Genomic DNA, 24,906 nt, shown 5'->3' on the forward strand with positions numbered 1-24,906 from the left:
ACGCAGCACCTGGGCCGCGACGATAAGTGCGTCAGTATAAGACGGAAACGCCGCTTTAGGCAGTTCCCCGGTGAATCCCTCTGTAGGACGCTTCGTCATTGGCCTGTCATGCAACTGTCACCGATGTTGCCTAGCCTGATCGCTATTTCAGGGACGTTTTCCATGCCTCAAGCCGAAGCCTTGCCCCTCGCGGCACCGACGCTGACCGCCGTGCTGTTCGGACTCAGCGGCTGTCTGGTGGACTTCGGCGCCCGCGCCCGTCATCACACCAGCGTCGGCCCGGAACACGCCGATGTCACACCCGGCGCCCTCGACAGCCTGCGCAGCCTGCAACGCCAGCAAATCCCCTGTGCCTGGCTCGATGAACTGTCCACGGCTTGCACTCAAGTCCTGTCATCGGCGCTGCCTGACTGGATCAAACCGTCGCAACATTCGGCAACAATCAATCCGTGGCCGGCGCCCAATGCCTGCTGGCAAGCGTTGATGGGCTTGAATGTCGATCGTCTCGACGGTTGCGTGCTGGTCAGCGGCGAACCGCGCCTGCTGCAATCGGGCCTCAATGCCGGGCTGTGGACCATTGGCCTGGCGTCCTGCGGTTCACTATGCGGCCTGGCGCCGAGCGAATGGCAGGCTCTGAGCCAGAAGGAACGCGAACAACTGCGCGGCAAAGCGACGGTGCAACTGTTCGGCCTCGGCGTGCACTCGGTGATCGATCATCTGGGCGAACTCGACACTTGTCTGGCGGACATCAGCCTGCGTCGTCTCAAAGGCGAAAAGCCCTGACCGGGATCATGCAGGTTGGCCAAGAGTGGATTAGTCTTAAGGAGAGCCATAGACCTTTGGCGCACGGCTGCGGTCTATGCCAGTGCCTCTCGATAAAAGGAAACAACCATGCCCGCTCAAGAACTGCAAAAACAGCTCAATGCCCTGCGCGAGCAACTGGATCAAAATCCTCCGCTGACCGAAGCCGAGCGCGCTGATCTACATGCACTGATGGAACAGATCGAACTGGAACTTGAACTGGAAACCAAAACAAAGGACTCCAACATTGCCGATGGCGTGAACCTGGCCGTTGAGCGCTTTGAAGTTGATCACCCTACCATCGCCGGTACATTGCGCAACATTATGAATTCCCTGGTCAGCATGGGCATCTGAAACCCGCGAATGCAAAAAAGCCCTGCCATCACTGGCAGGGCTTTTTCATGTCCGCTAGGCGGGTTACTGACGAACCAGACGGTGGTTCGGCAGTTGCACGCTTTCAGTGCTGCGGTACGGGTTGATGTCCAGCCCGCCCCGGCGCACATAACGCGCAAACACCGTGAGCTTTTCCGGTTTCAGCAGGCGCTGCAGGTCGAGGAAGATCCGCTCCACGCATTGCTCGTGGAAGTCCGAGTGCTGGCGGAAGCTGACGATGTATTCCAGCAGGCTGGCGTGATCCAGCGCCGCGCCACGGTATTCCACCACCACGCTGCCCCAGTCCGGCTGGCTGGTCACCGGGCAGTTGGATTTGAGCAGATGGCTGTGCACGCTCTCCTCCACCACGCGCGAATCGTCGCAGCGCAGCAGTTCAGGACGCGGGTGTTCGTAGTTGCTGACGCTGATATCCAGGTCGTCGATGCACACGCCCGGCAGCGCGACAATGCCTTCGGCTTCGACGTCTTTCAGGCTGCGAACCCGTACGCCAACCGGCTTGCCGGCAGCGGCGGACAGGTCCTTGACCAGCGTCGCTTCGAGGCTCGCGATGTCGGCGAACGGCGTCTGGTTCAGCGAGTTCAGGTACAGCTTGAACGACTTGGATTCGATGATGTTCGGCGAGTCCGCCGGAATGCTGAATTCACCGATCGCCACCACTGGTTTGCCCGACGGCAGCAGCCACGACAGCTCGAAGCAGTTCCAGAAATCCACGCCTTTATACGGCAGGGTTTCGGCGGTCAGGCCCAGCTCGGCCCATTTCGCGGTGCGCGGAATCGGGAACAGCAGGGACGGCGTGTACGTGGCGATGTATTCGCTGGATTTGCCCAGCGGCGAATGTTCGGCTGCGGGATGCATGGCGGAAACCTGACTGAAGAATCAGCGGATTCTACCAGCCTTTGTCCCGCCTTTGAGTGCTTACTGACTGACAGTCAGTTTGCCGACCATTCCGGCCTGGTAATGCCCGGGAATGTTGCAGGCAAATTCCAGGTTCACCGCTTTGCTGAAGGTCCAGGTCAGCTCGGCGGTCTTGCCCGGTTCGACCAGCACGCTGTTGGGGTCGTCGTGCTTCATGCCATGGCCCATCGAGCCGTGATCCATGCCCGCCATGTCGTGGGACATTTCCTTCATGCCAGTCGGCGTAAGCATGCCGCTTTGCTGCATCTGCAGCATTTCCTGCTGGTGTTTTGCATGCATCGCTGCGTCGCCGAGGTTGAATTCGTGCAGCAACTGGCCTTTATTCACCAACACAAAACGAACGGTCTCACCGGCCTTGATCTCGATCGCCTTCGGATCGAAGCTCATGTCGCCCATCACCACTTCAATGCTGCGGGTGGCCTTGGCCGCCGGGGCCGGCTGGCCGAAGTCATAGGTGTGCGCTGGCGATGCCCACAGCGGCGAACTCAGCGCCAGCAGACACGCGGCAAGGGCCAGACGGTTACGCAAAAACATAGTCGTACTCCAACAAATCAAGGTTCAGCCTGTGGGAAACTCTAGCCCGCCTGCGCTGGCAGCGACCTGACAGGCAGATTACAACTTTGTCAGGTTGGCGCTCACCGCGTTTGCCCACGGTATAACGTCCTCGTTCCCGCAACCCGAGTCGCCCATGAAACTGCTGATCGTCGAAGACCAACCCAAAACCGGCCAGTACCTGCGCCAGGGCCTGACCGAGGCCGGTTTCAACACCGAACTGGTGGCCGACGGCACCACCGGCCAGCAATTGGCGTTGAGTGGCGACTATGCGCTGCTGATCCTCGACGTGATGCTGCCTGGTCGCAATGGCTGGCAGATTCTGCAAGCGGTGCGCAACGCCGGTCTGGAAACACCGATCCTGTTTTTGACGGCCAAGGACACCGTTGAAGACCGGGTTCACGGCCTCGAACTGGGCGCCGACGACTACCTGGTCAAACCGTTCGCCTTCTCCGAATTGCTGGCGCGGGTGCGCAGCCTGTTGCGCCGCGGCAGTTCCACGCCTCAGGAAACCAGCCTGCGCCTGGCCGATCTGAGCCTGGATCTGATTCGCCGCCGGGTCGAACGCAGCGGCCAACGCATCGACCTTACAGCCAAAGAGTTCGCTCTGCTGGAAATGCTCCTGCGCCGCCAGGGCGAAGTACTGCCCAAATCGCTGATCGCCTCACAGGTCTGGGACATGAACTTCGACAGCGACACCAACGTCATCGAAGTAGCGATTCGCCGACTGCGCCTGAAGATCGACGACGACTTCCCCAGCAAGCTGATTCACACCGTTCGCGGCATGGGTTACGTCCTTGAAGAGCGTACCGACTGATGCGCCGACTGTCCTTGAGCGGCCGGCTGGCGCTGTTGTTCGCCGGCTGCACCGCCGTGGTTTCGCTAGTCGCAGGGGTGGTTTTCAATCGAGCCAGCGAGGGCCACTTCGTCGAGCTCGACCAGCAACTGCTTGAAGGAAAACTGCTCAGCGTACGTCAGACGCTGCTGAGTGGCAGCGACGCCGCGCACATCACCGATGAGTTGAGCCAACAGGGCGATATCACGTTGCGCGTCAGCGGCCCTGAGGGCCAGCGCTGGTTTGGGCGCTCGTTGCATACCCCCGCGAACCTGCCGCAGCAACCCGGTCTGGCCACCATCAACGACAACGGCACCGACTATCGCCTGCTCAACGCCGCGCTTGAACCGGGAAAACCCGATTCACCGCAGTTGACCTTGCTGCTGGACATCACCCACCACCAGCACTTCCTGCAACGCATGCAGCATTTGATCTGGCTGACCGTCGGCCTCTCGGCGCTGGCCACCGCGTTGCTCGGCGCCTGGGCTGCCCGCAGCGGTCTTCGCCCGTTACGGCGCATGAGTGCCGTGGCCCGTGGGATTTCGGCGCAATCGCTGAATGCCCGATTGCCGGAAGCGCGGATGCCTGCAGAACTCGCGGAATTGGCCCACAGCTTCAACGCCATGCTCGGACGCCTCGACGATTCTTTTCAGCGGCTGTCAGCGTTCTCTGCCGACATCGCCCATGAACTGCGCACGCCACTGTCGAACCTGCTGACCCACACCCAAGTCACCCTGACCCGCCCTCGCCCTCTCGAAGACTATCGTGAAGCGCTGCACAGCAACCTCGAAGAGCTGCAATGGATGGCGCAACTGGTCAACGACATGCTTTATCTGGCCAAGGCTGACCACGGTTTGCTGGTGCCCAAGCGTGAACCGCTGGAGCTGGCGGAAGAAGCCGATGCGTTGCTGGAGTTTTTTGCGCCGCTGGCCGAAGACGCTCAGGTCGGCCTGAGCCGCGACGGTGCGGGGCAGCTTGAGGGGGATCGCGCGATGTTGCGCCGGGCGCTATCGAATCTGCTGGATAACGCGTTGCGCTTTACCCCTGCAAACGGCGAGGTGCGCATTCGGGTCACCGAGCAGGCGAAATCCTTGAGCGTGACGGTGGAGAACAGTGGCGAGGGGATTTCTACCGAGTTGCTGCCGCGTTTGTTCGACCGCTTCTACCGGGCAGATCCGGCGCGCCAGGAAGGTAGCAGCGAGCATGCGGGATTGGGGCTGGCGATTACTCAGTCGATCATCCGGGCCCATGGCGGGCAGATTCATTGCGAATCGGCTCAGGGCTGGACGCGGTTTGTGATTGAGTTGCCTCGAAGCTGATCATTCCCACGCTCTGCGTGGGAATGCAGCCCGGGGCGCTCTGCGCCCTAAAGAGCCGAACGCGGAGCGTCCGTTGATGCATTCCCACGCGGAGCGTGGGAACGAGCATCAGGATGCTTAGGAATAACGCAACGCGTGCGCCGGTTCGATCTTCGCCGCCCGCCATGCCGGGTAAACCGTGGCAAGGAAGCTGAGGATGAAGCCCGCCGAGCAGATCAGCAGCACGTCGCCGCCCTGCAATTCCGATGGCAGGTTGCTGACGAAGTACACGTCCGAACTGAAGATGTGCTGCCCGGTCACCCGCTCGACCCAGCCCACCATTTCACTGACGTTCAGCGCCGCAATCACGCCCAGCACGCCACCAATGATGGTGCCGACGATGCCGATCACCGTGCCCTGCACCATGAAGATCGCCATGATCTGTCGTGGCGTGGCGCCGATGGTGCGCAGGATCGCGATGTCCGCGCCCTTGTCGTTCACCACCATGATCAAGGTCGCGATGATGTTGAACGCCGCCACCGCGACGATCATCAGCAGCAACAGGCCGATCATGGTTTTTTCCATCTTCATCGCGCTGAATAGGCTGCCCTGAGTGTGGGTCCAGTCGTCAGCCTTGAAATCGGCGCCGAGGCCGCTGGCGATATCCGACGAAACCTTCGGTGCGGCGTACAGATCTTTCACCGCCAGACGCACGCTCTGCACCTGATTCGGCTCCCAGTGCTGCATGGTCGCGGCGTCGGAGACGTGGATCAGGCCCATGGAACCGTCGAGTTCGGCACCGACCTTGAACACGCCGACCACGTTCAAGCGCTGCATGCGCGGAGTGATGCCGCCCGGTGCGGTGCTGACTTCCGGCACGATCAGGGTAATCTTGTCGCCGACATTGAGGCGGAAACGCCGGGCGGTGATTTCACCCAGCACTACGCCGAATTCACCAGGCTTCAAGGCATCGAGACGGCCCTGAACAATGTGCTGGGCAACGATCGACACCTTGCCTTCCTGAGCCGGGTCGACGCCGCTGATCTGGATCGGCTGCATCATGCCCTTGTAGGACAGCATGCCTTCCATCTCGGTGAACGGCACGGCGGCCGTCACTTCCGGATTCTTCATCGCGGCGGCGGCCACTGGCTGCCAGTCGTCGATCGGCTTGACGCCGACGATGGTCGCGTGCGGCACCATGCCGAGGATGCGCGAGCTCATTTCGCGCTGGAAGCCGTTCATCACCGACAGCACCACGATCATCGCCAGCACGCCGAGGGCGAGGCCGATCATCGAGGTCATCGAAATGAACGAAACAAAGCGATTGCGGCGCTTGGCGCGGGTATAGCGCGTGCCGATAAAGATCGATAACGGTCTGAACATTCGCTGGGGCACCGTATAAAAATAAAAGACCCGATGCCTTTTCAGGCACCGGGTTTCAAGCCGTCAGATGGGGGTCAGGCAACCTTCCTGCAATTGCAGGACGCGGTCCATCTGGCGAGCCAGGTTCATGTCGTGAGTCACCACCAGAAACGCCGTGCGCATCGAAGTGCTGAGTTCCAGCATCAGATCCTGAATGCCCTCGGCGGTGTGGGAGTCGAGGTTGCCGGTCGGCTCGTCGAGCATCACCAGCCCTGGATTGTTCACCAGCGCACGGGCGATAGCCACGCGCTGACGCTCGCCACCGGACAGCTCTGCCGGTTTGTGTTCCAGGCGATGGCCCAGACCGACCCGCTCCAGCAACGCCGTGGCACGCTGACGGGCTTCCGGGATCGAGGTCTTGCCGATCAGCAGCGGCATGCAGACGTTTTCCAGCGCGGTGAATTCCGGCAGCAAGTGGTGGAACTGGTACACGAACCCGAGCGCGCGGTTACGCAGCAGGCCACGCTTCTTTTCGCTCAGCGCCGACAGTTCTTCACCGTCGAGCCAGACACCGCCCTTGGTCGGTGTGTCGAGACCGCCCAGCAGGTTGAGCAAGGTACTTTTGCCCGAACCGGACTTGCCGACGATCGCCACCCGCTCGCCTGGATGCAGTTCCAGTTGCAGGTTGGCCAGCACTTCCACCGACTCCGGGCCTTCCTCGTAGGATTTGCCCAGGTTGCGGCAGCTCAAGATTGCTTTTTCACTCATGCCCGACTCACTCATAACGTAGCGCCTCCGCCGGCTGGGTGCGCGCGGCACGCCAGGCTGGATACAGGGTGGCGAGGAAACTCAGGACCAACGCAGCGGCGCAGACCATGACCACGTCCTGGCTCTGCACCTGCGACGGCAGGTAATCGATGAAATACACGTCGGCGTTGAGGAATTTGTGTCCGATCACGCCTTCGAGGGCCGAAATCGCGGCGCTGACGTTGAGCGCGGCGAAGATCCCGACCACGGCGCCGATGGCCGTGCCGACCACGCCGATCACCGTGCCCTGCACCATGAACGTGCGCATGATCGTGCCCGGTGTGGCGCCCAGTGTGCGCAGAATGGCGATGTCGCCCTTCTTGTCGTTCACCACCATCACCAGCGTGGAAATGATGTTGAACGCCGCCACCGCGACGATCAGCAGCAACAGCAGGCCGATCATGGCTTTTTCCATGCGGATCGCCTGATACAGGTTGCCGTGGGTACGGGTCCAGTCGCGGGCGTAGTAACGGTCTTCGCCGAGACGTTGGGCGATGTTCCACGCTTCACGCGGGGCCTGGAACAGATCGTCGAACTTCAGACGCAGGCCCTGCACCTGATCAGGCTTCCAGCGGTGCATCTTCGCCAGATCCTGCAGGTTGGTGACGCCCAGGTAACCGTCCAGTTCACCGGCGCCGACATGGAAGATGCCGACCACGGTGAAGCGTTTCATGCGCGGGAACATCCCGGCCGGGGTCACGCTGACCTCCGGTGCGACGAAGGTGATCTTGTCACCGAGGCCCACGCCGAGCTTGGTCGCGGCCTTGTCGCCGATCACGATGCCGAAGCTGCCCGGCGTCAGATCGTCGAGTTTGCCCTGCTTCATGAAGTTGTCGATGATCGAGACGTTGCGTTCCAGCGCCGGATCGATGGCATTGAGCAAAACCTTGGACACCTGGCCGTTGTTGGTCAGCAACCCCTGCATCTGGGTGAACGGCGCGACGGCCGCCACCTGCGGGTTCTGCTTGACCTTGGCGGCCAGGCTCGGCCAGTCGTTGATGGCTTCACCGGACTCGATGGTCGCGTGGGGCACCATGCCCAGCACGCGGGTGCGCATCTCATGATCGAAGCCGTTCATCACCGACAGCACCACGATCATCACGACCACGCCAAGGGCGAGCCCGATCATCGAAGTCAGGGAAATGAATGACACAAAATGATTGCGACGCTTTGCACGGGTATAACGCGTGCCGATAAATACGAAGAGAGGTCTGAACATGTCGGGGCTTGTTCGGAGGGAAAAGGAACGTCCTTGTGGCGGGGGTCGATAACCAGCTTTACACTCAGACCACCGCCGCTACCATGGGTTCGCCATGTCGACATTAGATGAAGAAGATCGCCGCGAATACTACCGTATCGAGGACACGATCGCACTGGAAATTCGGCCCCTGTCCGCTCCCGAAGCTGCAGGCCAGGAAGTGTTGCAGGATGCTTCTCCACTGTTCAACCTGCTCAGCGAATTGCACCTGAGCGAATTCGAGTCGCAGCACCTGCTGCGCCAGATCAGCGAACGCGACCGCGCCATATCGGCGTTCCTGAAATCCCAGAACAAACGCATCGACCTGCTCAGCCAGGTGGTCGCCCTGACCGTGCTCGGCCATATCGGCGAGCCGCAGCCAGTGATCATCTCCGAGGGCGGCATCGACTTTCAGCACCCGACGCCGATCGCCACCGGCGCCCACCTGTCGGTGAAACTGGTGCTGATGCCTCAGGCGCTTGGCCTGTTGCTGCGCGCCCGTGTAACCCATTGCGACCGCAAGGGCGACGGTTACGACGTCGGCACCGAGTTCGAACACCTGACCGACGCCCAGCGCCAGTTGCTCGCCCGCTATATCTTGCAGAAGCAGGCCCAGGAACGACGTCTGGCCCGCGAACAGAACGAATCAGGCATCTAAATTAAGGAAGAACCGTGACCCTTATCTACGGCCACCGCGGCGCCAAGGGCGAAGCACCGGAAAACACACTGAGCAGTTTTCAGGAATGTCTCAAGCACGGCGTGCGCCGTTGCGAGCTGGACCTGCACCTGTCCAAGGACGGCGAGCTGATGGTCATCCACGACCCGACCCTCAAGCGCACCACCGACCGGCGCGGCAAGGTAGTCGAGCACACCGCCGCCGATCTGGTGACCTACGACGCGCGCAAGGGCGGCCCGGGCTGGATCAAGCCGTGCCCGATTCCGACCCTGGAAGAGCTGTTCGAAAAATGCGATTTCGAGCACTGGCAGCTGGAAGTCAAAAGCGCTTCGCGTACCCGCGCCGCGACCACCGTGCTGGCCATCCGTGAAATGGCAGTCAGGCACGGGCTGCTCGACAAGGTGACGATCACCTCGAGTTCGCGGGAAGTATTGAAGGCTGCGCTGGATCTGGTGCCCGACGTATCGCGCGGCCTGGTGGCCGAATACGCCTGGCTCGACCCGTTGAAGGTCGCGCAAAGTTACGGTTGCGAGATTCTGGCGTTGAACTGGACGCTGTGTACGCCGGAACGCCTGCAAAAGGCGCAGCGTCAGGGGCTGCATGTGTCGGTGTGGACCGTCAACGAGCCTGCGCTGATGCGCAGACTCGCCGACTTCGGCGTTGACAGCCTGATTACAGACTTTCCCGGTTTGGCCACTGCCACCCTCGGGAATTGCTGAAATCGGTCTCCCCGGCCGGCTCAGGCCACCGGCCGGAGCCCGTCAAAAAAGCCGGTTGAGGCCGTCGTACGCCGCTACCCGGTAGGCTTCGGCCATGGTCGGGTAGTTGAACGTCGTGTTGACGAAGTACTTCAGCGTGTTCAGTTCGCCCGGCTGGTTCATGATCGCCTGACCGATGTGCACGATCTCCGACGCCTGATAACCGAAGCAGTGAACGCCCAGCACTTCCAGGGTTTCACGGTGGAACAGGATCTTCAGCATGCCTTGCGGCTCGCCGGCGATCTGTGCACGCGCCATGCTCTTGAAGAACGCCTTGCCCACTTCGTACGGCACTTTGGCCTGGGTCAGCTCCTGCTCGTTCTTGCCGATCGAGCTGATCTCCGGAATGGTGTAGATGCCGGTCGGCACGTCATTCACGAAACGCCAGCTGCCATTGTCGACGATGCTGCCAGCGGCCGAACGACCCTGGTCGTGGGCGGCACTGGCCAGACTCGGCCAGCCGATCACGTCACCGGCGCCGTAGATGTTCTGCACGCAGGTGCGGTAGTTCTCGTCGACTTCGATCTGGCCACGGCTGTTGACCTTGACCCCGATGTTTTCCAGACCCAACTGATCGGTGTTGCCAGTACGGCCGTTGCACCAGAGCAAGGCGTCGGCCTTGATCTTCTTGCCGGACTTCAGGTGCAGGATCACGCCGTTGTCCACGCCTTCGACGCGGTCGTATTCTTCGTTGTGACGCACGGTGATGTTGTTGTTACTGAAGTGGTAGCTCAACGCCTGGGAGATTTCCGAGTCGAGGAAGCTCAGCAACTGACCGCGGTTGTCCACCAGCTCGACCAGCACGCCCAGACCGCTGAAGATCGAAGCGTACTCACAGCCGATCACGCCGGCGCCGTAAACGATCAGTTTGCGCGGGGTGTGGCCGAGGCTGAGGATGGTGTCGCTATCGTAGATACGCGGGTGGTGGAAATCGATGTCCGCCGGGCGATAAGGACGCGAACCGGTGGCAATGATGATGTGCTTGGCCACCAGTTTCTCGACCACGCCGTTGGCACAGACCACTTCGATGGTTTGCTCGTCGGCGAAGCTGCCGGTGCCGAAGAACACGTCGACGCGGTTACGGGCGTAGTAGCCGGTACGCGAAGCGACTTGTTTGGAGATGACTTTCTCGGCGCTTTTCAACACGTCCGGGAAGGAGAACCAGCGCGGCTCGCCGATCGCACGGAACATCGGGTTGGTGTTGAACTGCATGATCTGCCGCACCGAGTGACGCAGGGCCTTGGACGGGATGGTGCCCAGGTGGGTGCAGTTGCCGCCGACCTGGCGACGGCTGTCGACCATCGCCACCTTGCGCCCTGCTTTGGCGGCGTTCATTGCCGCGCCTTCTCCCGCCGGGCCGGAACCCAGCACCACCACGTCGTAGTTGTAGACAGCCATGCGTACTCCTCAGAACAGGCCGCGGTGCCAGCAGCACCGGCGGCTAAATCACGCCGAACGACGGCGCGAAGGAACAATTGGGGGCCAGTAGAAAACCCGGACACAGTCTATAGAAGCGTCAACGCCGCGCACATTAACCCTTGGTCGCGTCGTAGGCTACTTTTGCCTGCACTACAACGCCAGCTTTCGTACTGTTCTCAGTCAACTTTTGCGCCACTGAGCCGTTCGAAAGCGTGACTGGTGCGTGTGACGAAACCTGTATCGGCACGAATCACAAAGAATGCACCAATGTCGTGTTTTTCGGCATAGTCCCAGGCCCTTTCAGGCCCGAGAATCAGCAACAGCGTCGATAGTCCATCGGCCATCAGCGCTGAAGGATGAATCACCGTGACCGACGCCAGATCATGTAGGACCGGCGCACCGGTCCGGGCATCGAAAGTGTGGGAATAGCGCCGGCCATCCTGCTGAAAATAGTTGCGGTAGTCGCCGGACGTGGACAGGCCATAGCCATCGACATTAATGACGCGCTCTGCCACCTGCTGATCGTCGCGCGGCTCTTCCAGAGCGATACGCCATGGCGAACCATCGGGCTTCTTGCCGGATGCCTTTAGCTCGCCGGTGGCTTCGGCAAGGTAATCATGAATGCCCAGGGCCTCGAGCCGCGCGGCAATGGTATCGACTGCGTAACCGGCAGCGATGCTGTTGAAATCCACCTCGACCGCCGCATCCTTGCACAACCGGTCGCCGTCGATCCGCAGGTGCTGATGGCCAACCCGCTGTCGCACTTCGGCCAGCGCCGCCGCATCCGGGACTTTTTCTTCACGCCCCTGCGGGCCGAAACCCCATAGATTCATCAGCGGTTCTACGGTGAGGTCGTAGGAGCCTTCGCTTTGTTGCGACAGTTGCTCGCCCACCCGAATCAATTCAAGGACCGGCACAGGCATGATCTGACAGCGATCAGCCGGCAATGCATTGAAGCGCGAGATGTCGGAGTCTGCGCGGTAAGTCGACATCTGCCGGTCGACGTCCGCGAGGATTTTTTCCACTTCGACACGCACCTCCTGCGGGGCAGGCAGATTGGCATGGCGCACGTACTTGATCGAATAGGTGCTGCCCATCGTCGGGCCACCGAAAGTCTCGAGCGAATCGCCGTTGCCGCAGCCGGACAAAACCCCGGTCAGCAGCACGAGAATCCCCCACCGTCTAGTTAACAATTCTTCATCTCCCCGCAAAACCGCGCCGGCCATTATGGGCTACGAGCGCAACGCTTTCTTACAAGATTTAGAGTGAGTACCTACCCATGTCCTCCACGACCGGCAAAGGCAAGGCGATTTTTCGCGTTGTCAGCGGCAACTTTCTCGAGATGTTCGACTTCATGGTCTACGGCTTCTACGCCACGGCCATTGCCAAGACCTTCTTTCCCACCGACAGCGCCTTCGCTTCCCTGATGCTCGCCCTGGCCACTTTCGGCGCAGGTTTCCTGATGCGTCCGCTGGGGGCGATTTTTCTCGGCGCCTACATAGACCGTCACGGCCGCCGCCAGGGCCTGATCATCACGTTGGCCCTGATGGCGGCCGGCACCGTGCTGATTGCCTGCGTGCCGGGCTACGCCACCCTTGGGGTTGCCGCGCCGTTGATCGTGCTGTTCGGCCGATTGCTGCAAGGCTTCTCGGCCGGCGTTGAACTGGGCGGCGTGTCGGTGTACCTGGCGGAAATCGCCACGCCGGGCCGCAAGGGCTTTTTCGTCAGCTGGCAGTCCGCCAGCCAGCAAGCGGCCGTGGTGTTCGCCGGCTTGCTCGGTGTCGGCCTCAACCACTGGCTAAGCCCGGAACAGATGGGCGAATGGGGCTGGCGCGTGCCGTTCCTGATCGGCTGCATGATCGTCCCGGTGATTTTCGTCATCCGCCGCTCGCTGGAGGAAACCCCGGAGTTCCAGGCGCGCAAACATCGCCCGACCCTGCAGGAAATCGTCCGTTCGATCGGTCAGAACTTTGGCATCGTCATCGCCGGCATGGCGCTGGTGGTGATGACCACCGTGTCGTTCTACCTGATCACCGCTTATACCCCGACGTTCGGCAAGGCGGAATTGCACCTGTCAGACTTCGATGCGTTGCTGGTGACCGTATGCATCGGCCTGTCGAACTTCTTCTGGCTGCCGGTGATGGGCGCGGTGTCGGACAAGGTCGGGCGTAAACCCCTACTGTTGGCGGCGACGATTCTGGCGATCCTGACCGCTTACCCGGCGTTATCGTGGCTGGTGGCGAACCCGAGCTTCAGCCATTTGCTGATCGTCGAGTTGTGGCTGTCGTTCCTGTACGGCTCGTACAACGGGGCGATGGTGGTGGCGCTCACCGAGATCATGCCGGTGGAAGTTCGTACGACCGGTTTCTCGCTGGCCTACAGCCTGGCGACTGCGACCTTCGGTGGCTTTACACCGGCGGCCTGCACTTATCTGATCCATGTGCTGGACAACAAGGCGGCACCGGGGATCTGGCTCAGCGGCGCAGCCGTGTTGGGCCTGATCGCCACGCTGGTGCTGTTCCGTGGCAACAGGCACGAACTGCGCACGGCGCAAGCCGCTATCCCCCGCTAAGGCAAATCGCGCACAAACAAAAACGCCCCGACCTAAGTCGGGGCGTTTTCATTTGCAGCTAAGGCTTAGCGCGGGAACGCTGGCGGGTTTACACCGGCCATGTCTTCCATCACGCGGATCACCTGGCAGCTGTAACCGAACTCGTTGTCGTACCAGACGTACAGAACAACGCGGTTGTCCTGAACGATGGTCGCTTCAGCGTCGACCACACCGGCGTGGCGCGAGCCCACGAAGTCGGTCGAAACCACTTCCTGCGAGTTGACGAAGTCGATTTGCTTGTGCAGATCGGAGTGCAGCGCCATGTAGCGCAGGTACTCGTTCATCTCTTCACGGGAGGCGGCTTTCTCAAGGTTCAGGTTGAGAATGGCCATCGACACGTTCGGCGTCGGAACGCGGATCGCGTTACCGGTCAGCTTGCCGGCCAGCTCAGGCAGGGCCTTGGCAGCAGCGGTGGCAGCACCGGTCTCGGTGATTACCATGTTCAGCGCGGCGCTACGGCCACGGCGATCGCCCTTGTGGAAGTTGTCGATCAGGTTCTGGTCGTTGGTGTACGAGTGAACGGTTTCGACGTGACCGTTGATGATGCCGAACTTGTCATTCACGGCTTTCAGCACCGGCACGATGGCGTTGGTGGTGCAGGAGGCGGCGGACACGATCTTGTCGTCAGCAGTGATTTCGTTGTGGTTGATACCGTGAACGATGTTCTTCAGCTTGCCCTTGCCAGGCGCGGTCAGAACAACGCGGTCGATACCCGGGCACTGCAAGTGCTGGCCCAGGCCATCGGCGTCACGCCATACACCGGTGTTATCCACCAGCAGCGCATCTTTGATGCCGTACTGGGTGTAATCCACTTCGGTAGGGTTCTTCGCGTAGATAACCTGGATCAGGTTGCCGTTGGCGGTGATGGTGTTGTTTTCTTCGTCGATGGTGATGGTGCCGTTGAACGAACCGTGTACCGAATCGCGACGCAGCAGGCTGGCGCGTTTGGTCAGGTCGTTTTCGGCGCCCTTGCGCACCACGATGGCACGCAGACGCAGGCCGTCGCCGCCACCGGTTTTCTCGATCAGGATACGCGCCAGCAGACGGCCGATACGACCGAAGCCGTACAGTACAACGTCGGTGCCTTTGCGTGCCGAAGCGTTTTGCTGGCCAACCACGTCAGCCATTTCTTCGCGAACGAATTGCTCGGCGGTACGGCCGTTGCCTTCGTTGCGGAATTTGTACGCCAGCTTGCCCAGATCTACCGAGGCCGCGCCGAGCTTGAGCTCGCTCATGGCCTTGAGCAGTGGGAATGTTTCGTGGACGGAGAGTTCGCTGTCGTCGGCAGAACGGTGGCGAGCAAAGCGGTGAGCTTTGAGAATCGCGATGACAGACTGGTTGATCAGGCTGCGGCCATAGATCGAGCTCACCACGTTGTTGTTGCGGTAGAGCTGACCGATAAGCGGAATCATCGCTTCTGCGAGTGCTTCACGGTCGATCCATTCACCAAGACACTGGTCGGGCTTCTGAGTCACGGTAACCTTCCACATGTAGGGGCAGAAAAAAGGGGCTACATTATGCCGCCGAGAACCTCTTGTAGCAATGCGCGCTTGTCGCGCAATCGGTAACAAAAATCCGTCCAAAAAAATAACGCTCCCCGCCAGCCCAGTAAAACCGGGGCTTCCAGCGCAGCCATTTTTTCGACGACTGTTAGACGATGTCTGTAACCCTCCGTAACACCACCAACATTTGGCACTACATAACCGTAAAAAAAGCGCTGCTTTTTATGGTTACCACTACATTTTTCCCAAACAGCGCAGATAGACGCATCCTGCAACTGACAGGCGGCACCGGACGCCGCTACAATTACCGACTTTGTCGCAACGCCTGGAGCTCAACCTTCCGTGCCTGTTCTGCGTCTACCGCTTCTCCCTGCCGCGGCAGGTAAACAGCACTGGGGCAACCTCCCCGGTGCCGCCCTGAGCCTGGCGATTGCCGAGGCTGCCAGCGCTGCCAAGCGCTTCACGCTGCTTTTGACCGCCGACAGCCAGAGTGCCGAACGGCTGGAGCAGGAGCTGAGTTTCTTCGCCCCGGATTTGCCGGTGCTGCATTTCCCCGACTGGGAAACCCTGCCCTACGACCTGTTTTCGCCGCACCAGGACATCATTTCCCAGCGCATTGCCAGCCTTTATAGACTGCCGGAGCTTGAACATGGCGTGCTGGTGGTGCCGATCACCACCGCCCTGCATCGTCTGGCGCCGACCAAATTCCTGCTCGGCAGCAGCCTGGTGCTGGATGTCGGGCAGAAACTCGATGTCGAGCAAATGCGCGCGCGGCTCGAAGCCAGTGGCTATCGCTACGTCGATACGGTTTACGAACACGGCGAGTTCACCGTGCGTGGCGCACTGATCGACCTGTTCCCGATGGGCAGCAAACTGCCCTATCGCATCGACTTGTTCGACGATGAAATCGAAACCCTGCGCACCTTCGATCCGGAAAACCAGCGCTCCATCGACAAGGTCGATTCGGTCAAGCTGCTGCCGGCCAAGGAATTCCCGCTGCAGAAAGACGCGGTCACCCGCTTCAAGGCGCGTTTTCGCGAGCGTTTCGACGTCGACTTCCGTCGCTGCCCGATCTTCCAGGACCTGAGCAGCGGCATCACGCCGGCTGGGATCGAGTACTACCTGCCGCTGTTCTTTGAAGAAACCTCGACCCTGTTCGATTACCTGCCGCAGGACACCCAAGTGTTCTCGCTGCCGGGCATCGAGCAGGCGGCGGAAAACTTCTGGAACGATGTGCGCAACCGTTATGAAGAGCGTCGCGTCGATCCATCCCGTCCTTTATTGCCGCCGGCCGAACTGTTCCTGCCGGTGGAAGACTGCTTCGCCCGCCTGAAGAACTGGCCGCGCGTGGTCGCCAGCCAGCAGGACGTGGAAACCGGTGCCGGCCGCGAGCGCTTTCCGGCGCAGGCCGTGCCGAATCTGGCGATCGAAGCCAAGGCTACCCAGCCGCTGGCCGCGCTTTCGGCCTTCCTCGGCGAATTCCCGGGGCGCGTGCTGTTTACCGCCGAATCCGCAGGCCGTCGCGAAGTGCTGCTGGAGTTGCTGGATCGCCTGAAGCTGCGACCGAAAACCGTCGACAGCTGGCCGGACTTCGTCGCGAGCAAGGATCGCCTGGCGATCACCATCGCCCCGCTCGACGAAGGCCTGATGCTGGACGACCCGGCGCTGGCACTGGTCGCGGAGAGTCCGCTGTTCGGCCAGCGCGTGATGCAGCGTCGCCGCCGCGAAAAACGCGCCGACGCCAACAACGATGCGGTGATCAAGAACCTCACCGAACTGCGTGAAGGCGCGCCGGTGGTGCACATCGACCACGGCGTCGGTCGCTATCTCGGCCTGACAATTTTGGAAATCGACAATCAGGCCGCCGAATTCCTGACCCTCGAATACGCCGAGAACGCCAAGCTTTACGTGCCGGTGGCCAACCTGCATTTGATCGCCCGTTACACCGGCAGCGACGATGCGTTGGCTCCGCTGCACCGCCTCGGTTCCGAGACCTGGCAGAAAGCCAAGCGCAAGGCCGCCGAGCAAGTGCGCGACGTGGCTGCCGAATTGCTCGACATCTATGCCCGTCGCGCTGCCCGCGAAGGTTATGCGTTTGCCGATCCGAAGGCCGATTACGCGACCTTCAGCGCCGGCTTCCCGTTCGAAGAAACCCCGGACCAGCAATCCACCATCGAAGCCGTGCGCGAAGACATGCTCGCGCCGAAACCGATGGATCGACTGGTCTGCGGCGACGTGGGTTTCGGCAAGACCGAAGTGGCCATGCGCGCCGCGTTCATCGCGGTGCACGGTGGCAAGCAAGTGGCGATCCTGGTGCCGACCACCCTGCTCGCCCAGCAGCACTACAACAGCTTCCGCGACCGCTTCGCCGACTGGCCGGTGACCGTGGAAGTGATGAGCCGCTTCAAGTCGGCCAAGGAAGTGAACGCTGCGGTGGCCGAACTGGCCGAAGGCAACATCGACATCGTCATCGGCACGCACAAGTTGCTGCAGGACGACGTCAAGATCAAAAACCTCGGGCTGGTGATTATCGACGAAGAGCACCGTTTCGGTGTCCGTCAGAAGGAACAGCTCAAGGCCCTGCGCAGCGAAGTCGACATTCTTACGCTGACCGCCACGCCGATTCCGCGCACGCTGAACATGGCGGTGTCGGGCATGCGCGACCTGTCGATCATCGCCACACCGCCGGCGCGACGCCTGTCGGTGCGCACCTTCGTGATGGAGCAGAACAAGAGCACGGTCAAAGAGGCCTTGCTGCGTGAGCTGCTGCGCGGCGGTCAGGTCTATTACCTGCACAACGACGTGAAAACCATCGAGAAGTGCGCCGCCGACCTGGCCGAACTGGTGCCGGAAGCGCGCATCGGCATCGGCCACGGGCAGATGCGCGAGCGCGAACTCGAACAGGTGATGAGCGACTTCTACCACAAGCGCTTTAACGTGCTGATCGCCTCGACCATCATCGAGACCGGCATCGACGTGCCGAGCGCAAACACCATCATCATCGAGCGCGCCGACAAGTTCGGTCTGGCGCAGTTGCACCAGTTGCGCGGTCGCGTTGGCCGTAGCCACCACCAGGCTTACGCCTACCTGCTGACCCCGCCGCGCCAGCAAATCACTGGCGATGCGGAAAAACGCCTGGAGGCGATTGCCAATACTCAGGATCTGGGTGCGGGCTTCGTGCTGGCCACCAACGACCTGGAAATCCGTGGTGCTGGCGAACTGCTGGGCGACGGTCAGAGCGGTCAGATTCAGGCCGTGGGTTTCACGCTGTACATGGAAATGCTCGAGCGCGCGGTGAAATCGATCCGCAAGGGCGAACAGCCGAACCTCGACCAGCCGCTCGGCGGCGGCCCGGAAGTCAATCTGCGGGTGCCGGCGCTGATTCCGGAAGATTACCTGCCGGATGTGCACGCACGCCTGATCCTGTACAAGCGCATCGCTTCGGCCACCGATGAGGAAGGCCTGAAAGATCTGCAAGTGGAGATGATCGACCGTTTTGGTCTGCTGCCAGAGCCGACCAAGAATCTGGTGCGCATCACGGCGCTGAAATTGCAGGCCGAGCAACTGGGCATCAAGAAAGTCGATGGCGGCCCGCAAGGTGGGCGCATCGAGTTCGCGGCGCAAACGCCGGTCGATCCGATGACCCTGATCAAACTGATCCAGAGCCAGCCAAAACGCTACAAATTCGAAGGCGCCACGATGTTCAAGTTCCAGGTGCCGATGGAGCGCCCGGAAGAGCGCTTTAATACTGTGGAGGCGCTGTTCGAGCGCCTCATCCCGAAAACTGCTTGAAGGACGCCGCATGCGCCTGTTTCGCTCTCTGACTTTGCTACTGACTCTGGTGGCACCTACGGCGTTTGCCGATGACCTGTATCAGGTCGAAATGATTCTGGTACGCCAGAACGCCGTGCCGGCAATTGTCAGCCGCGCCGCACCGGAAGACTGGGCGGCCGGCGCTCAACGCCTGGGCGATGACAGCAAACGCACCCCGGCGCTGAACGACGTTGTGACCAAACTCACCGCCAGCGGCGAGTACAGCGTGCTGATGCACAAAGCCTGGCAGCAGACTCTCGGCGAGACGCCGGCGAAAGTTGCAGTCAGCGAAGGTCAGGAGCAGTTCGGCCAGTTCCCGATCGAAGGCACGATTGAAATGAAGCTCGGGCGCTTCACTGACGTGAATGCCGACTTCTGGGTCAATCAGATCGACGCCAACGGCATGGTCACCGCCAGCGAGCGCCTGAAACAGGACAGCCACACCAAGAACGGCCAACTCAACTACCTCGACAACGGCCACCTGGCCCTGCTGATCAAGATCACTTCACTGACGGCGCCCGCGCCTCGGGAAGCGCCTGAAGTCGTTCCGGACTGATCGAAGTCCTTATGCCCCCGCCACTGAGTAAACCGCTGGCCTCCTCCTGGGTCAGCCGATTCAAGGAACAAAGCCTGGAGCGTGGCCGTCGCTACGCGCTGGAAAACCGGGTGCGATTCGTGCAGGTCGGCGACGCGACCATTACCGCCAGCTGCGAAGGCTCTGGCGGTAACGTCTACCGTCAGACGATTCATCTGCGCGAGTCAGCCAAAGGCACGCTGCTGATGGTCGACGCCACCTGCACCTGCCCGGTGCACAGCAACTGCAAACACTGTGCGGCGGTGTTGCTGCAAGTGCAGGAAACCCTCGAATACCCCGCCGCCGCCAAGGACGCCGAACTGCTGGAAAAACTCCAGGCCGTGCTGGAAAACCGCAGCCCGAAGGCGCCGCCGCAAGTGCTGGTGGACAACGTGCAGCCGGTGCCGCGCTTGTGGCTGGCGAGCGTCGAGTTCAGCGCGTTCGAACCGCGCAACGGCAAGATGCAGCGTTATATCCAGCATCGTGCGGCACTGTCCTTCAGCTACCTCGACGAATACGTCAGCGGGCAAAAGAACAGCGACATTCTGATTCGCCAGGAAGCCCAGACCCTGCGGGTCAAACGCCACCCGGACATCGAACAGAGCTACCGCGAGCAGCTGCGAATTCTCGGGTTCCGCATCGCCACCCGCCAGAGCAAGGCCCTGCCGGAAAGCGCCGGTGAACTCTACGAGATGGTCAACGACAGCGCCTGGCTGACATTCACCCTCAACGATCTGCCGAAGCTGCGCACTCAAGGCTGGGAGCTGCTGGTCGACGATGAGTTTGGCTTCGACCTGACCGCCGTCGACGACTGGTACGCCACCGTCGAGCAGACGCCGGAGCGCGATTGGTTCGATCTGGAGCTGGGGATCATCGTCAACGGCGAGCGCCTGAGCCTGCTGCCGATCCTGCTCAATCTGATGCGTTCGCACACGGAAATCCTTAATCCGGAACGTCTCGCCCGACGTCGCGACGATGAGCTGATTCTGGTGAACATTCCGCAACGCAACAGCGAGCACGGACCGTTACAAGTCGCCCTGCCCCTCGGCCGGCTGAAGCCGGTGCTGGCGACCCTTGGCGAGTTTTATTTGCAGGAACCGGGCGAAACCACCCTGCGCCTGAGCAAGGCCGACGCCACGCGCCTGAATTCGCTGGAAGGCATTCCCCTGCTCTGGGAGGGTGGCGAACAGATTCGCAGCTTCGCCCAGCGCTTGCGCGACATCCGCGATTACAGCGCCAAAGCACCGAAGGGACTGAATGCAACGCTGCGTCCTTATCAGCTCGAAGGCTTGAGCTGGATGCAGTCGCTGCGGCAACTTGAAGTCGGCGGGATTCTCGCGGATGACATGGGCCTGGGCAAAACCCTACAGACACTGGCGCATATTCTCAGCGAGAAGAATGCCGGACGCCTGGATCGCCCGTGCATGGTGGTGATGCCTACCAGCCTGATTCCCAACTGGCTGGACGAAGCGGCGCACTTCACGCCACAGCTCAAGGTTGTCGCGCTGTACGGTGCCAGCCGTAAAAAGCATTTCGAGCATCTGGCCGATTACGACCTGATCCTCACCACTTATGCACTGCTGCCCAAGGATGTCGAACGTCTGGCCCAGCAGCCGCTGCATGTACTGGTGCTGGATGAGGCGCAGTACATCAAAAACCCGAACAGCAAAGCGGCGCAGGCTGCCCGTGAGCTCAATGCTCGTCAACGCCTGTGCCTGAGCGGGACGCCGCTGGAAAATCACCTGGGCGAACTGTGGTCACTGTTTCACTTCCTGCTGCCCGGCTGGCTTGGCGACGTCAAAAGCTTCAACGCCGATTACCGCGTGCCGATTGAAAAGCGCGCGAGCGAAGTCAGACTTCAGCACCTCAACGGTCGGATCAAACCGTTCCTGCTGCGCCGCACCAAGGAACAGGTCGCGACCGAGCTGCCACCGAAAACCGAGATCATCCACTGGGTCGAGCTCAACGAGGCCCAGCGCGACGTGTACGAAACCATGCGCCTGGCCATGGACAAGAAGGTTCGCGACGAGATCACCCGCAAAGGCGTGGCACGCAGTCAGATCATCATTCTCGAAGCACTGCTCAAGCTTCGGCAGGTCTGCTGCGATTTGCGTCTGGTCAACGACGCCACCCTGCCCGCTCGCGGCAGCACCTCGGGCAAGCTCGACAGCCTGATGGAAATGCTTGAGGAGTTGTTTGAGGAAGGTCGGCGGATTCTGCTGTTTTCGCAGTTCACTTCGATGCTGTCACTGATCGAGGACGAGCTGAAAAAACGCAATGTCGCGTATGCGCTGCTGACGGGACAGACTCGGGATCGGCGAACGCCTGTGAAGGAATTCCAGAGCGGCAAGCGTCAGATCTTTCTCATCAGCCTGAAGGCTGGCGGTGTGGGCTTGAACCTGACGGAAGCGGACACGGTGATTCACTACGATCCGTGGTGGAACCCGGCGACCGAGAATCAGGCAACCGACCGTGCTTATCGCATTGGTCAGGAGAAGCCGGTGTTCGTCTACAAGATGATTGCCCGGGGTACGGTCGAAGAGAAGATTCAGCACTTGCAGAAGGAAAAGTCCGACCTGGCGGCCGGTGTGCTGGATGGGCGCAAGGCCGGGGACTGGAAGCTGCAGAGTGATGATATCGAGGCGCTGTTTGCGCCGTTGCCGGACAAGTTTGAAAAGCGCTGAGATCTTCAGCGCTTGTTCATGCAAGTCAATGCGCAGCCAGACTCAGCCCTTGAGTACGCGCGCCAGCGTCGACTTCACCTTGCCCATGCCATCGTGCAACGCCTGCTCGATCTCGGCCATGGTGATCACTTCAGTGGTCTTGCCCGCGGCCGGGTTCACCACCAGCGACAGGCAGGCGTAATCCAGATCCAGCTCACGAGCCAGCGCCGCTTCCGGCATGCCGGTCATGCCGACGATGTCGCAGCCATCACGCTCCAAACGCACAATCTCGGCCACGGTTTCCAGACGCGGGCCCTGGGTGCAGGCGTAAACGCCTTGATCGCTGTACTCGCAACCTTCGGCGGCCAACGCAGCAATCAATTGCTGACGCAGCGGTTCGCTGTAGGGAAAGCTGAAGTCGATGTGTGTGACATGTTCCAGGTCATCGGCGAAATAGGTGTGCTCGCGACCGCTGGTGTAGTCCACGATCTGATGCGGCACGCAGAAATGTCCGGTGCCCATTGCAGGATGAATCCCACCCACGGCGTTGACCGCGATGATCGCTTCGGCCCCGGCCTGCTTCAACGCCCACAGGTTGGCGCGGTAGTTGACCTTGTGCGGCGGGAAGCGATGCGGGTGACCGTGACGAGCGAGGAACAGCACTTCCTTGCCGGCGTATTCGCCAATCTGGACCTCGGCCGATGGCGCGCCATAAGGCGTATCCACCGCCAGCGACTGACGAATGTTCAGGCCTTCCAGCTGGGTCAGGCCAGTGCCGCCGATGATTGCGTAAACCGTCATAGCGAAAAATCCTTAATCGATCAGTTGAGCGTCTTTGAGCGCGCCGACAGCGGTCAGCCAGCGCGGATCCTGACGGTATTCGGTGTTGGCGAATGCCTGACCGCGCATGCGTGCGATACGCGGCGACGGCTTGACCTTCATGCGCTGCGCGGCGCTCAGGGCCAGCTCGGCGGCTGCACGATCGTTGCACACCAGGCCCATGTCGCAACCGGCACTGAGCGCGGCTTCGATACGACTGGCGGCGTCGCCCACTACATGCGCGCCGGCCATCGACAGGTCATCGCTGAAGATAACGCCGTCGAACTGCAGCTCGCCGCGCAGGATGTCCTGCAACCAGCGCCGGGAGAAACCGGCGGGCTGCGCATCGACTTGCGGATAAATCACGTGGGCCGGCATGACGGCGGCCAGTTGCTTGCTGAGTCTGGCAAACGGCACGAGGTCGTTGGCGCGAATCTCTTCGAGGCTGCGCTCGTCGTTGGGAATCGCGACGTGCGAGTCGGCTTCCGCCCAGCCGTGGCCGGGAAAATGCTTGCCGGTGGCAGCCATGCCGGCGCTGTTCATGCCTTTGATGAAAGCACCGGCGAGTAGCGCGGCGCGCTCCGGGTCACCTTCGAACGAGCGGGTGCCGACGACGGCGCTGCGCTGGTAATCCAGATCCAGCACCGGCGCGAAGCTTAGGTCGAGTCCGACCGCCAGCACTTCGGTGGCCATGATCCAGCCGCATTGCTCGGCCAGATACTCGGCGTTCGGGTTGTCAGCGATGGCGCGCATGGCTGGCAGACGCACGAAGCCCTGACGCAGACGCTGGACGCGACCGCCTTCCTGATCGACAGCCAACAGCAAGTCCGGACGAATGGCACGGATCGCCGCGCTCAACTCGCGCACCTGGCGCGGATGCTCGATGTTGCGGGCAAAGATGATCAGGCCGCCCACTTCGGGCTGGCGCAATAATTGGCGATCTTCGGCCGTCAGCCAGGTACCGGCGACGTCCACCATCAACGAGCCTTGCAGGCCAGCAGTCATAGAGATTCCTTGGAAACGAAAAACCCGTCGCTCACGAAATCACCGCCTGGGGCATTGCCCGGCGGGTCGGTGATTTCAATGAGAAACGGGTTCAGAACGAGAGTCGACATGGGCGGCTAGCTTAGCGGATGTCAGCTGCCGCGCCCACCCATGGACGGTTAAACCTTGGCAGGTGCCGGCGCGGATTTGCTGCGTGGTCGCAACTGCGCAGTGGCCATGGCCGTGTCGGTGACGCCGGTTTCGGCACGCATGCCGGCTGCCAGGAACGGCACCATCAGACGCATCACCTGTTCGATGGAGGTGTTGACACCGAAATCGGTCTCGGCAATCGCGCGCAAGGCCTTGATACCCGACATGCTGAATGCTGCAGCACCGAGCATGAAGTGCACACGCCAGAACAGTTCGATCGGAGGAATGCGCGGCGCGGCTTCGTTCACCAGCAACATATAGCGACGGAATACCTTGCCGTACATGTCTTCCAGATAACGGCGCAGGTGGCCCTGGCTCTGACTGAATGCCAGACCGAGCAAGCGCATGAAAATCGATAGATCGTTGCCGCTACGTGGCTGCACCACCAGCGCTTGCTCGACGAGAATTTCCAGCAGCTCTTCGAGCGAGGGCTTGTTCTCTGGCTTGGCCTGGCGGCGCTCCAGCTCTTTGTCGAGGCTGATGCAGAACGGACCGAGGAAGCGCGAGAAAACCGCCTGGATTAGCGCCTTCTTCGAGCCGAAGTGATAGTTCACCGCAGCGAGGTTGACCCCTGCCTTGCTGGTGATCAGACGCAATGAGGTTTCAGCGAAACCTTTTTCCGCGAACAGCTGTTCTGCAGCATCAAGAATGCGTTCAACGGTTTCCGACTGGGCCAT

21 protein-coding genes are annotated in these 24,906 nt (G+C 61.1%); 10 read left to right on the forward strand and 11 right to left on the reverse strand.

Annotated elements, in window-relative coordinates; translation table 11 throughout:
- Nucleotides 1–162 precede the first annotated feature (162 nt).
- Both AC0R79_RS21015 and AC0R79_RS21020 read left to right on the forward strand, forming a co-directional pair.
- Nucleotides 163–783 (forward strand): HAD family phosphatase, encoded by a 621-nt coding sequence (locus AC0R79_RS21015; protein ID WP_127799026.1) that lies wholly within the window; start codon nucleotides 163–165, stop codon nucleotides 781–783.
- A gap of 108 nt (nucleotides 784–891) precedes the next feature.
- Entirely contained in the window at nucleotides 892–1,155 is a 264-nt protein-coding gene (locus AC0R79_RS21020; protein WP_039772780.1) for a DUF4404 family protein, read from the forward strand.
- Nucleotides 1,156–1,218: 63 nt separating this feature from the next.
- On the opposite strand, the gene queF is transcribed toward AC0R79_RS21020, so the two are convergent.
- Both queF and copI read right to left on the reverse strand, forming a co-directional pair.
- Nucleotides 1,219–2,049, reverse strand: coding sequence for an NADPH-dependent 7-cyano-7-deazaguanine reductase QueF (gene queF / locus AC0R79_RS21025; RefSeq protein WP_375747572.1), 831 nt, complete (start codon nucleotides 2,047–2,049; stop codon nucleotides 1,219–1,221).
- A 60-nt stretch (nucleotides 2,050–2,109) separates the two neighbouring features.
- Nucleotides 2,110–2,643: a copper-resistant cuproprotein CopI gene (gene copI, locus AC0R79_RS21030; RefSeq protein ID WP_007951609.1), complete on the reverse strand. Its 534-nt coding sequence runs from the start codon at nucleotides 2,641–2,643 to the stop codon at nucleotides 2,110–2,112.
- A 154-nt stretch (nucleotides 2,644–2,797) separates the two neighbouring features.
- Here copI and AC0R79_RS21035 point away from each other — a divergent pair, with 154 nt between their 5' ends.
- Together AC0R79_RS21035 and AC0R79_RS21040 are read left to right on the forward strand one after the other, a co-directional pair.
- Complete coding sequence (locus AC0R79_RS21035) at nucleotides 2,798–3,478, forward strand: heavy metal response regulator transcription factor (protein ID WP_474731595.1); 681 nt, start codon at nucleotides 2,798–2,800, stop codon at nucleotides 3,476–3,478.
- A complete protein-coding gene (locus tag AC0R79_RS21040; RefSeq protein WP_474731596.1) occupies nucleotides 3,478–4,815 on the forward strand; it encodes a heavy metal sensor histidine kinase in 1,338 nt (445 codons plus the stop codon). Before AC0R79_RS21035 ends, AC0R79_RS21040 begins: the two co-directional genes overlap by 1 nt.
- 117 nt (nucleotides 4,816–4,932) lie before the next feature.
- Here AC0R79_RS21040 and AC0R79_RS21045 read toward each other — a convergent pair whose 3' ends face one another.
- The 3 genes from AC0R79_RS21045 to AC0R79_RS21055 all read right to left on the reverse strand — a co-directional run bounded on the left by AC0R79_RS21045 (nucleotide 4,933) and on the right by AC0R79_RS21055 (nucleotide 8,182).
- A complete protein-coding gene (locus AC0R79_RS21045) occupies nucleotides 4,933–6,177 on the reverse strand; it encodes a lipoprotein-releasing ABC transporter permease subunit (RefSeq protein WP_011335181.1) in 1,245 nt (414 codons plus the stop codon).
- 63 nt (nucleotides 6,178–6,240) lie between these two features.
- Nucleotides 6,241–6,924 (reverse strand): lipoprotein-releasing ABC transporter ATP-binding protein LolD, encoded by a 684-nt coding sequence (gene lolD / locus AC0R79_RS21050; protein ID WP_474731597.1) that lies wholly within the window; start codon nucleotides 6,922–6,924, stop codon nucleotides 6,241–6,243.
- A 7-nt stretch (nucleotides 6,925–6,931) separates the two neighbouring features.
- A complete protein-coding gene (locus AC0R79_RS21055) occupies nucleotides 6,932–8,182 on the reverse strand; it encodes a lipoprotein-releasing ABC transporter permease subunit (RefSeq protein WP_039772786.1) in 1,251 nt (416 codons plus the stop codon).
- 94 nt (nucleotides 8,183–8,276) lie between these two features.
- Here AC0R79_RS21055 and AC0R79_RS21060 point away from each other — a divergent pair, with 94 nt between their 5' ends.
- Nucleotides 8,277–8,858, forward strand: coding sequence for a PilZ domain-containing protein (locus tag AC0R79_RS21060; protein ID WP_007953015.1), 582 nt, complete (start codon nucleotides 8,277–8,279; stop codon nucleotides 8,856–8,858).
- 14 nt (nucleotides 8,859–8,872) lie between these two features.
- Nucleotides 8,873–9,595 (forward strand): glycerophosphodiester phosphodiesterase, encoded by a 723-nt coding sequence (locus AC0R79_RS21065; protein ID WP_007953017.1) that lies wholly within the window; start codon nucleotides 8,873–8,875, stop codon nucleotides 9,593–9,595.
- A gap of 42 nt (nucleotides 9,596–9,637) precedes the next feature.
- Here the strand turns inward: AC0R79_RS21065 and sthA are convergent, their stop codons facing one another.
- Entirely contained in the window at nucleotides 9,638–11,032 is a 1,395-nt protein-coding gene (gene sthA, locus AC0R79_RS21070) for a Si-specific NAD(P)(+) transhydrogenase (protein WP_007953019.1), read from the reverse strand.
- 197 nt (nucleotides 11,033–11,229) lie between these two features.
- Complete coding sequence (locus tag AC0R79_RS21075) at nucleotides 11,230–12,279, reverse strand: FAD:protein FMN transferase (RefSeq protein ID WP_474731598.1); 1,050 nt, start codon at nucleotides 12,277–12,279, stop codon at nucleotides 11,230–11,232.
- Between the two features lie 53 nt (nucleotides 12,280–12,332).
- Between AC0R79_RS21075 and tcuC the strand changes: the two genes are divergently transcribed.
- The gene (gene tcuC / locus AC0R79_RS21080) at nucleotides 12,333–13,625 is read left to right on the forward strand and encodes an MFS transporter (protein ID WP_007953024.1); all 1,293 of its coding nucleotides are present in this window, start codon (nucleotides 12,333–12,335) and stop codon (nucleotides 13,623–13,625) included.
- A gap of 65 nt (nucleotides 13,626–13,690) precedes the next feature.
- Here tcuC and AC0R79_RS21085 read toward each other — a convergent pair whose 3' ends face one another.
- Nucleotides 13,691–15,154 (reverse strand): glyceraldehyde-3-phosphate dehydrogenase, encoded by a 1,464-nt coding sequence (locus AC0R79_RS21085; RefSeq protein WP_007953026.1) that lies wholly within the window; start codon nucleotides 15,152–15,154, stop codon nucleotides 13,691–13,693.
- 354 nt (nucleotides 15,155–15,508) lie between these two features.
- On the opposite strand from AC0R79_RS21085, the gene mfd reads away from it, so the two are divergent.
- From mfd to AC0R79_RS21100, 3 genes are read left to right on the forward strand one after another with little or no spacing between them, the layout of a single operon-like run.
- Nucleotides 15,509–18,958 (forward strand): transcription-repair coupling factor, encoded by a 3,450-nt coding sequence (gene mfd / locus AC0R79_RS21090; RefSeq protein ID WP_474731599.1) that lies wholly within the window; start codon nucleotides 15,509–15,511, stop codon nucleotides 18,956–18,958.
- A gap of 10 nt (nucleotides 18,959–18,968) precedes the next feature.
- Nucleotides 18,969–19,535: a CsiV family protein gene (locus tag AC0R79_RS21095; protein ID WP_007953029.1), complete on the forward strand. Its 567-nt coding sequence runs from the start codon at nucleotides 18,969–18,971 to the stop codon at nucleotides 19,533–19,535.
- A gap of 11 nt (nucleotides 19,536–19,546) precedes the next feature.
- Nucleotides 19,547–22,237 (forward strand): DEAD/DEAH box helicase, encoded by a 2,691-nt coding sequence (locus AC0R79_RS21100; protein WP_221533871.1) that lies wholly within the window; start codon nucleotides 19,547–19,549, stop codon nucleotides 22,235–22,237.
- Nucleotides 22,238–22,279: 42 nt separating this feature from the next.
- Here AC0R79_RS21100 and AC0R79_RS21105 read toward each other — a convergent pair whose 3' ends face one another.
- The 3 genes from AC0R79_RS21105 to AC0R79_RS21115 all read right to left on the reverse strand — a co-directional run bounded on the left by AC0R79_RS21105 (nucleotide 22,280) and on the right by AC0R79_RS21115 (nucleotide 24,906).
- Nucleotides 22,280–23,017 (reverse strand): S-methyl-5'-thioinosine phosphorylase, encoded by a 738-nt coding sequence (locus AC0R79_RS21105; RefSeq protein ID WP_127799040.1) that lies wholly within the window; start codon nucleotides 23,015–23,017, stop codon nucleotides 22,280–22,282.
- A gap of 12 nt (nucleotides 23,018–23,029) precedes the next feature.
- Nucleotides 23,030–24,028 carry a beta-N-acetylhexosaminidase gene (gene nagZ, locus AC0R79_RS21110; RefSeq protein WP_169432674.1) on the reverse strand — a complete coding sequence of 333 codons (999 nt, stop codon included), beginning with the start codon at nucleotides 24,026–24,028 and terminating at the stop codon, nucleotides 23,030–23,032.
- A gap of 170 nt (nucleotides 24,029–24,198) precedes the next feature.
- Nucleotides 24,199–24,906, reverse strand: coding sequence for a TetR/AcrR family transcriptional regulator (locus AC0R79_RS21115; protein ID WP_007953037.1), 708 nt, complete (start codon nucleotides 24,904–24,906; stop codon nucleotides 24,199–24,201).

This window comes from Pseudomonas sp. HD57-3 (assembly GCF_056113135.1).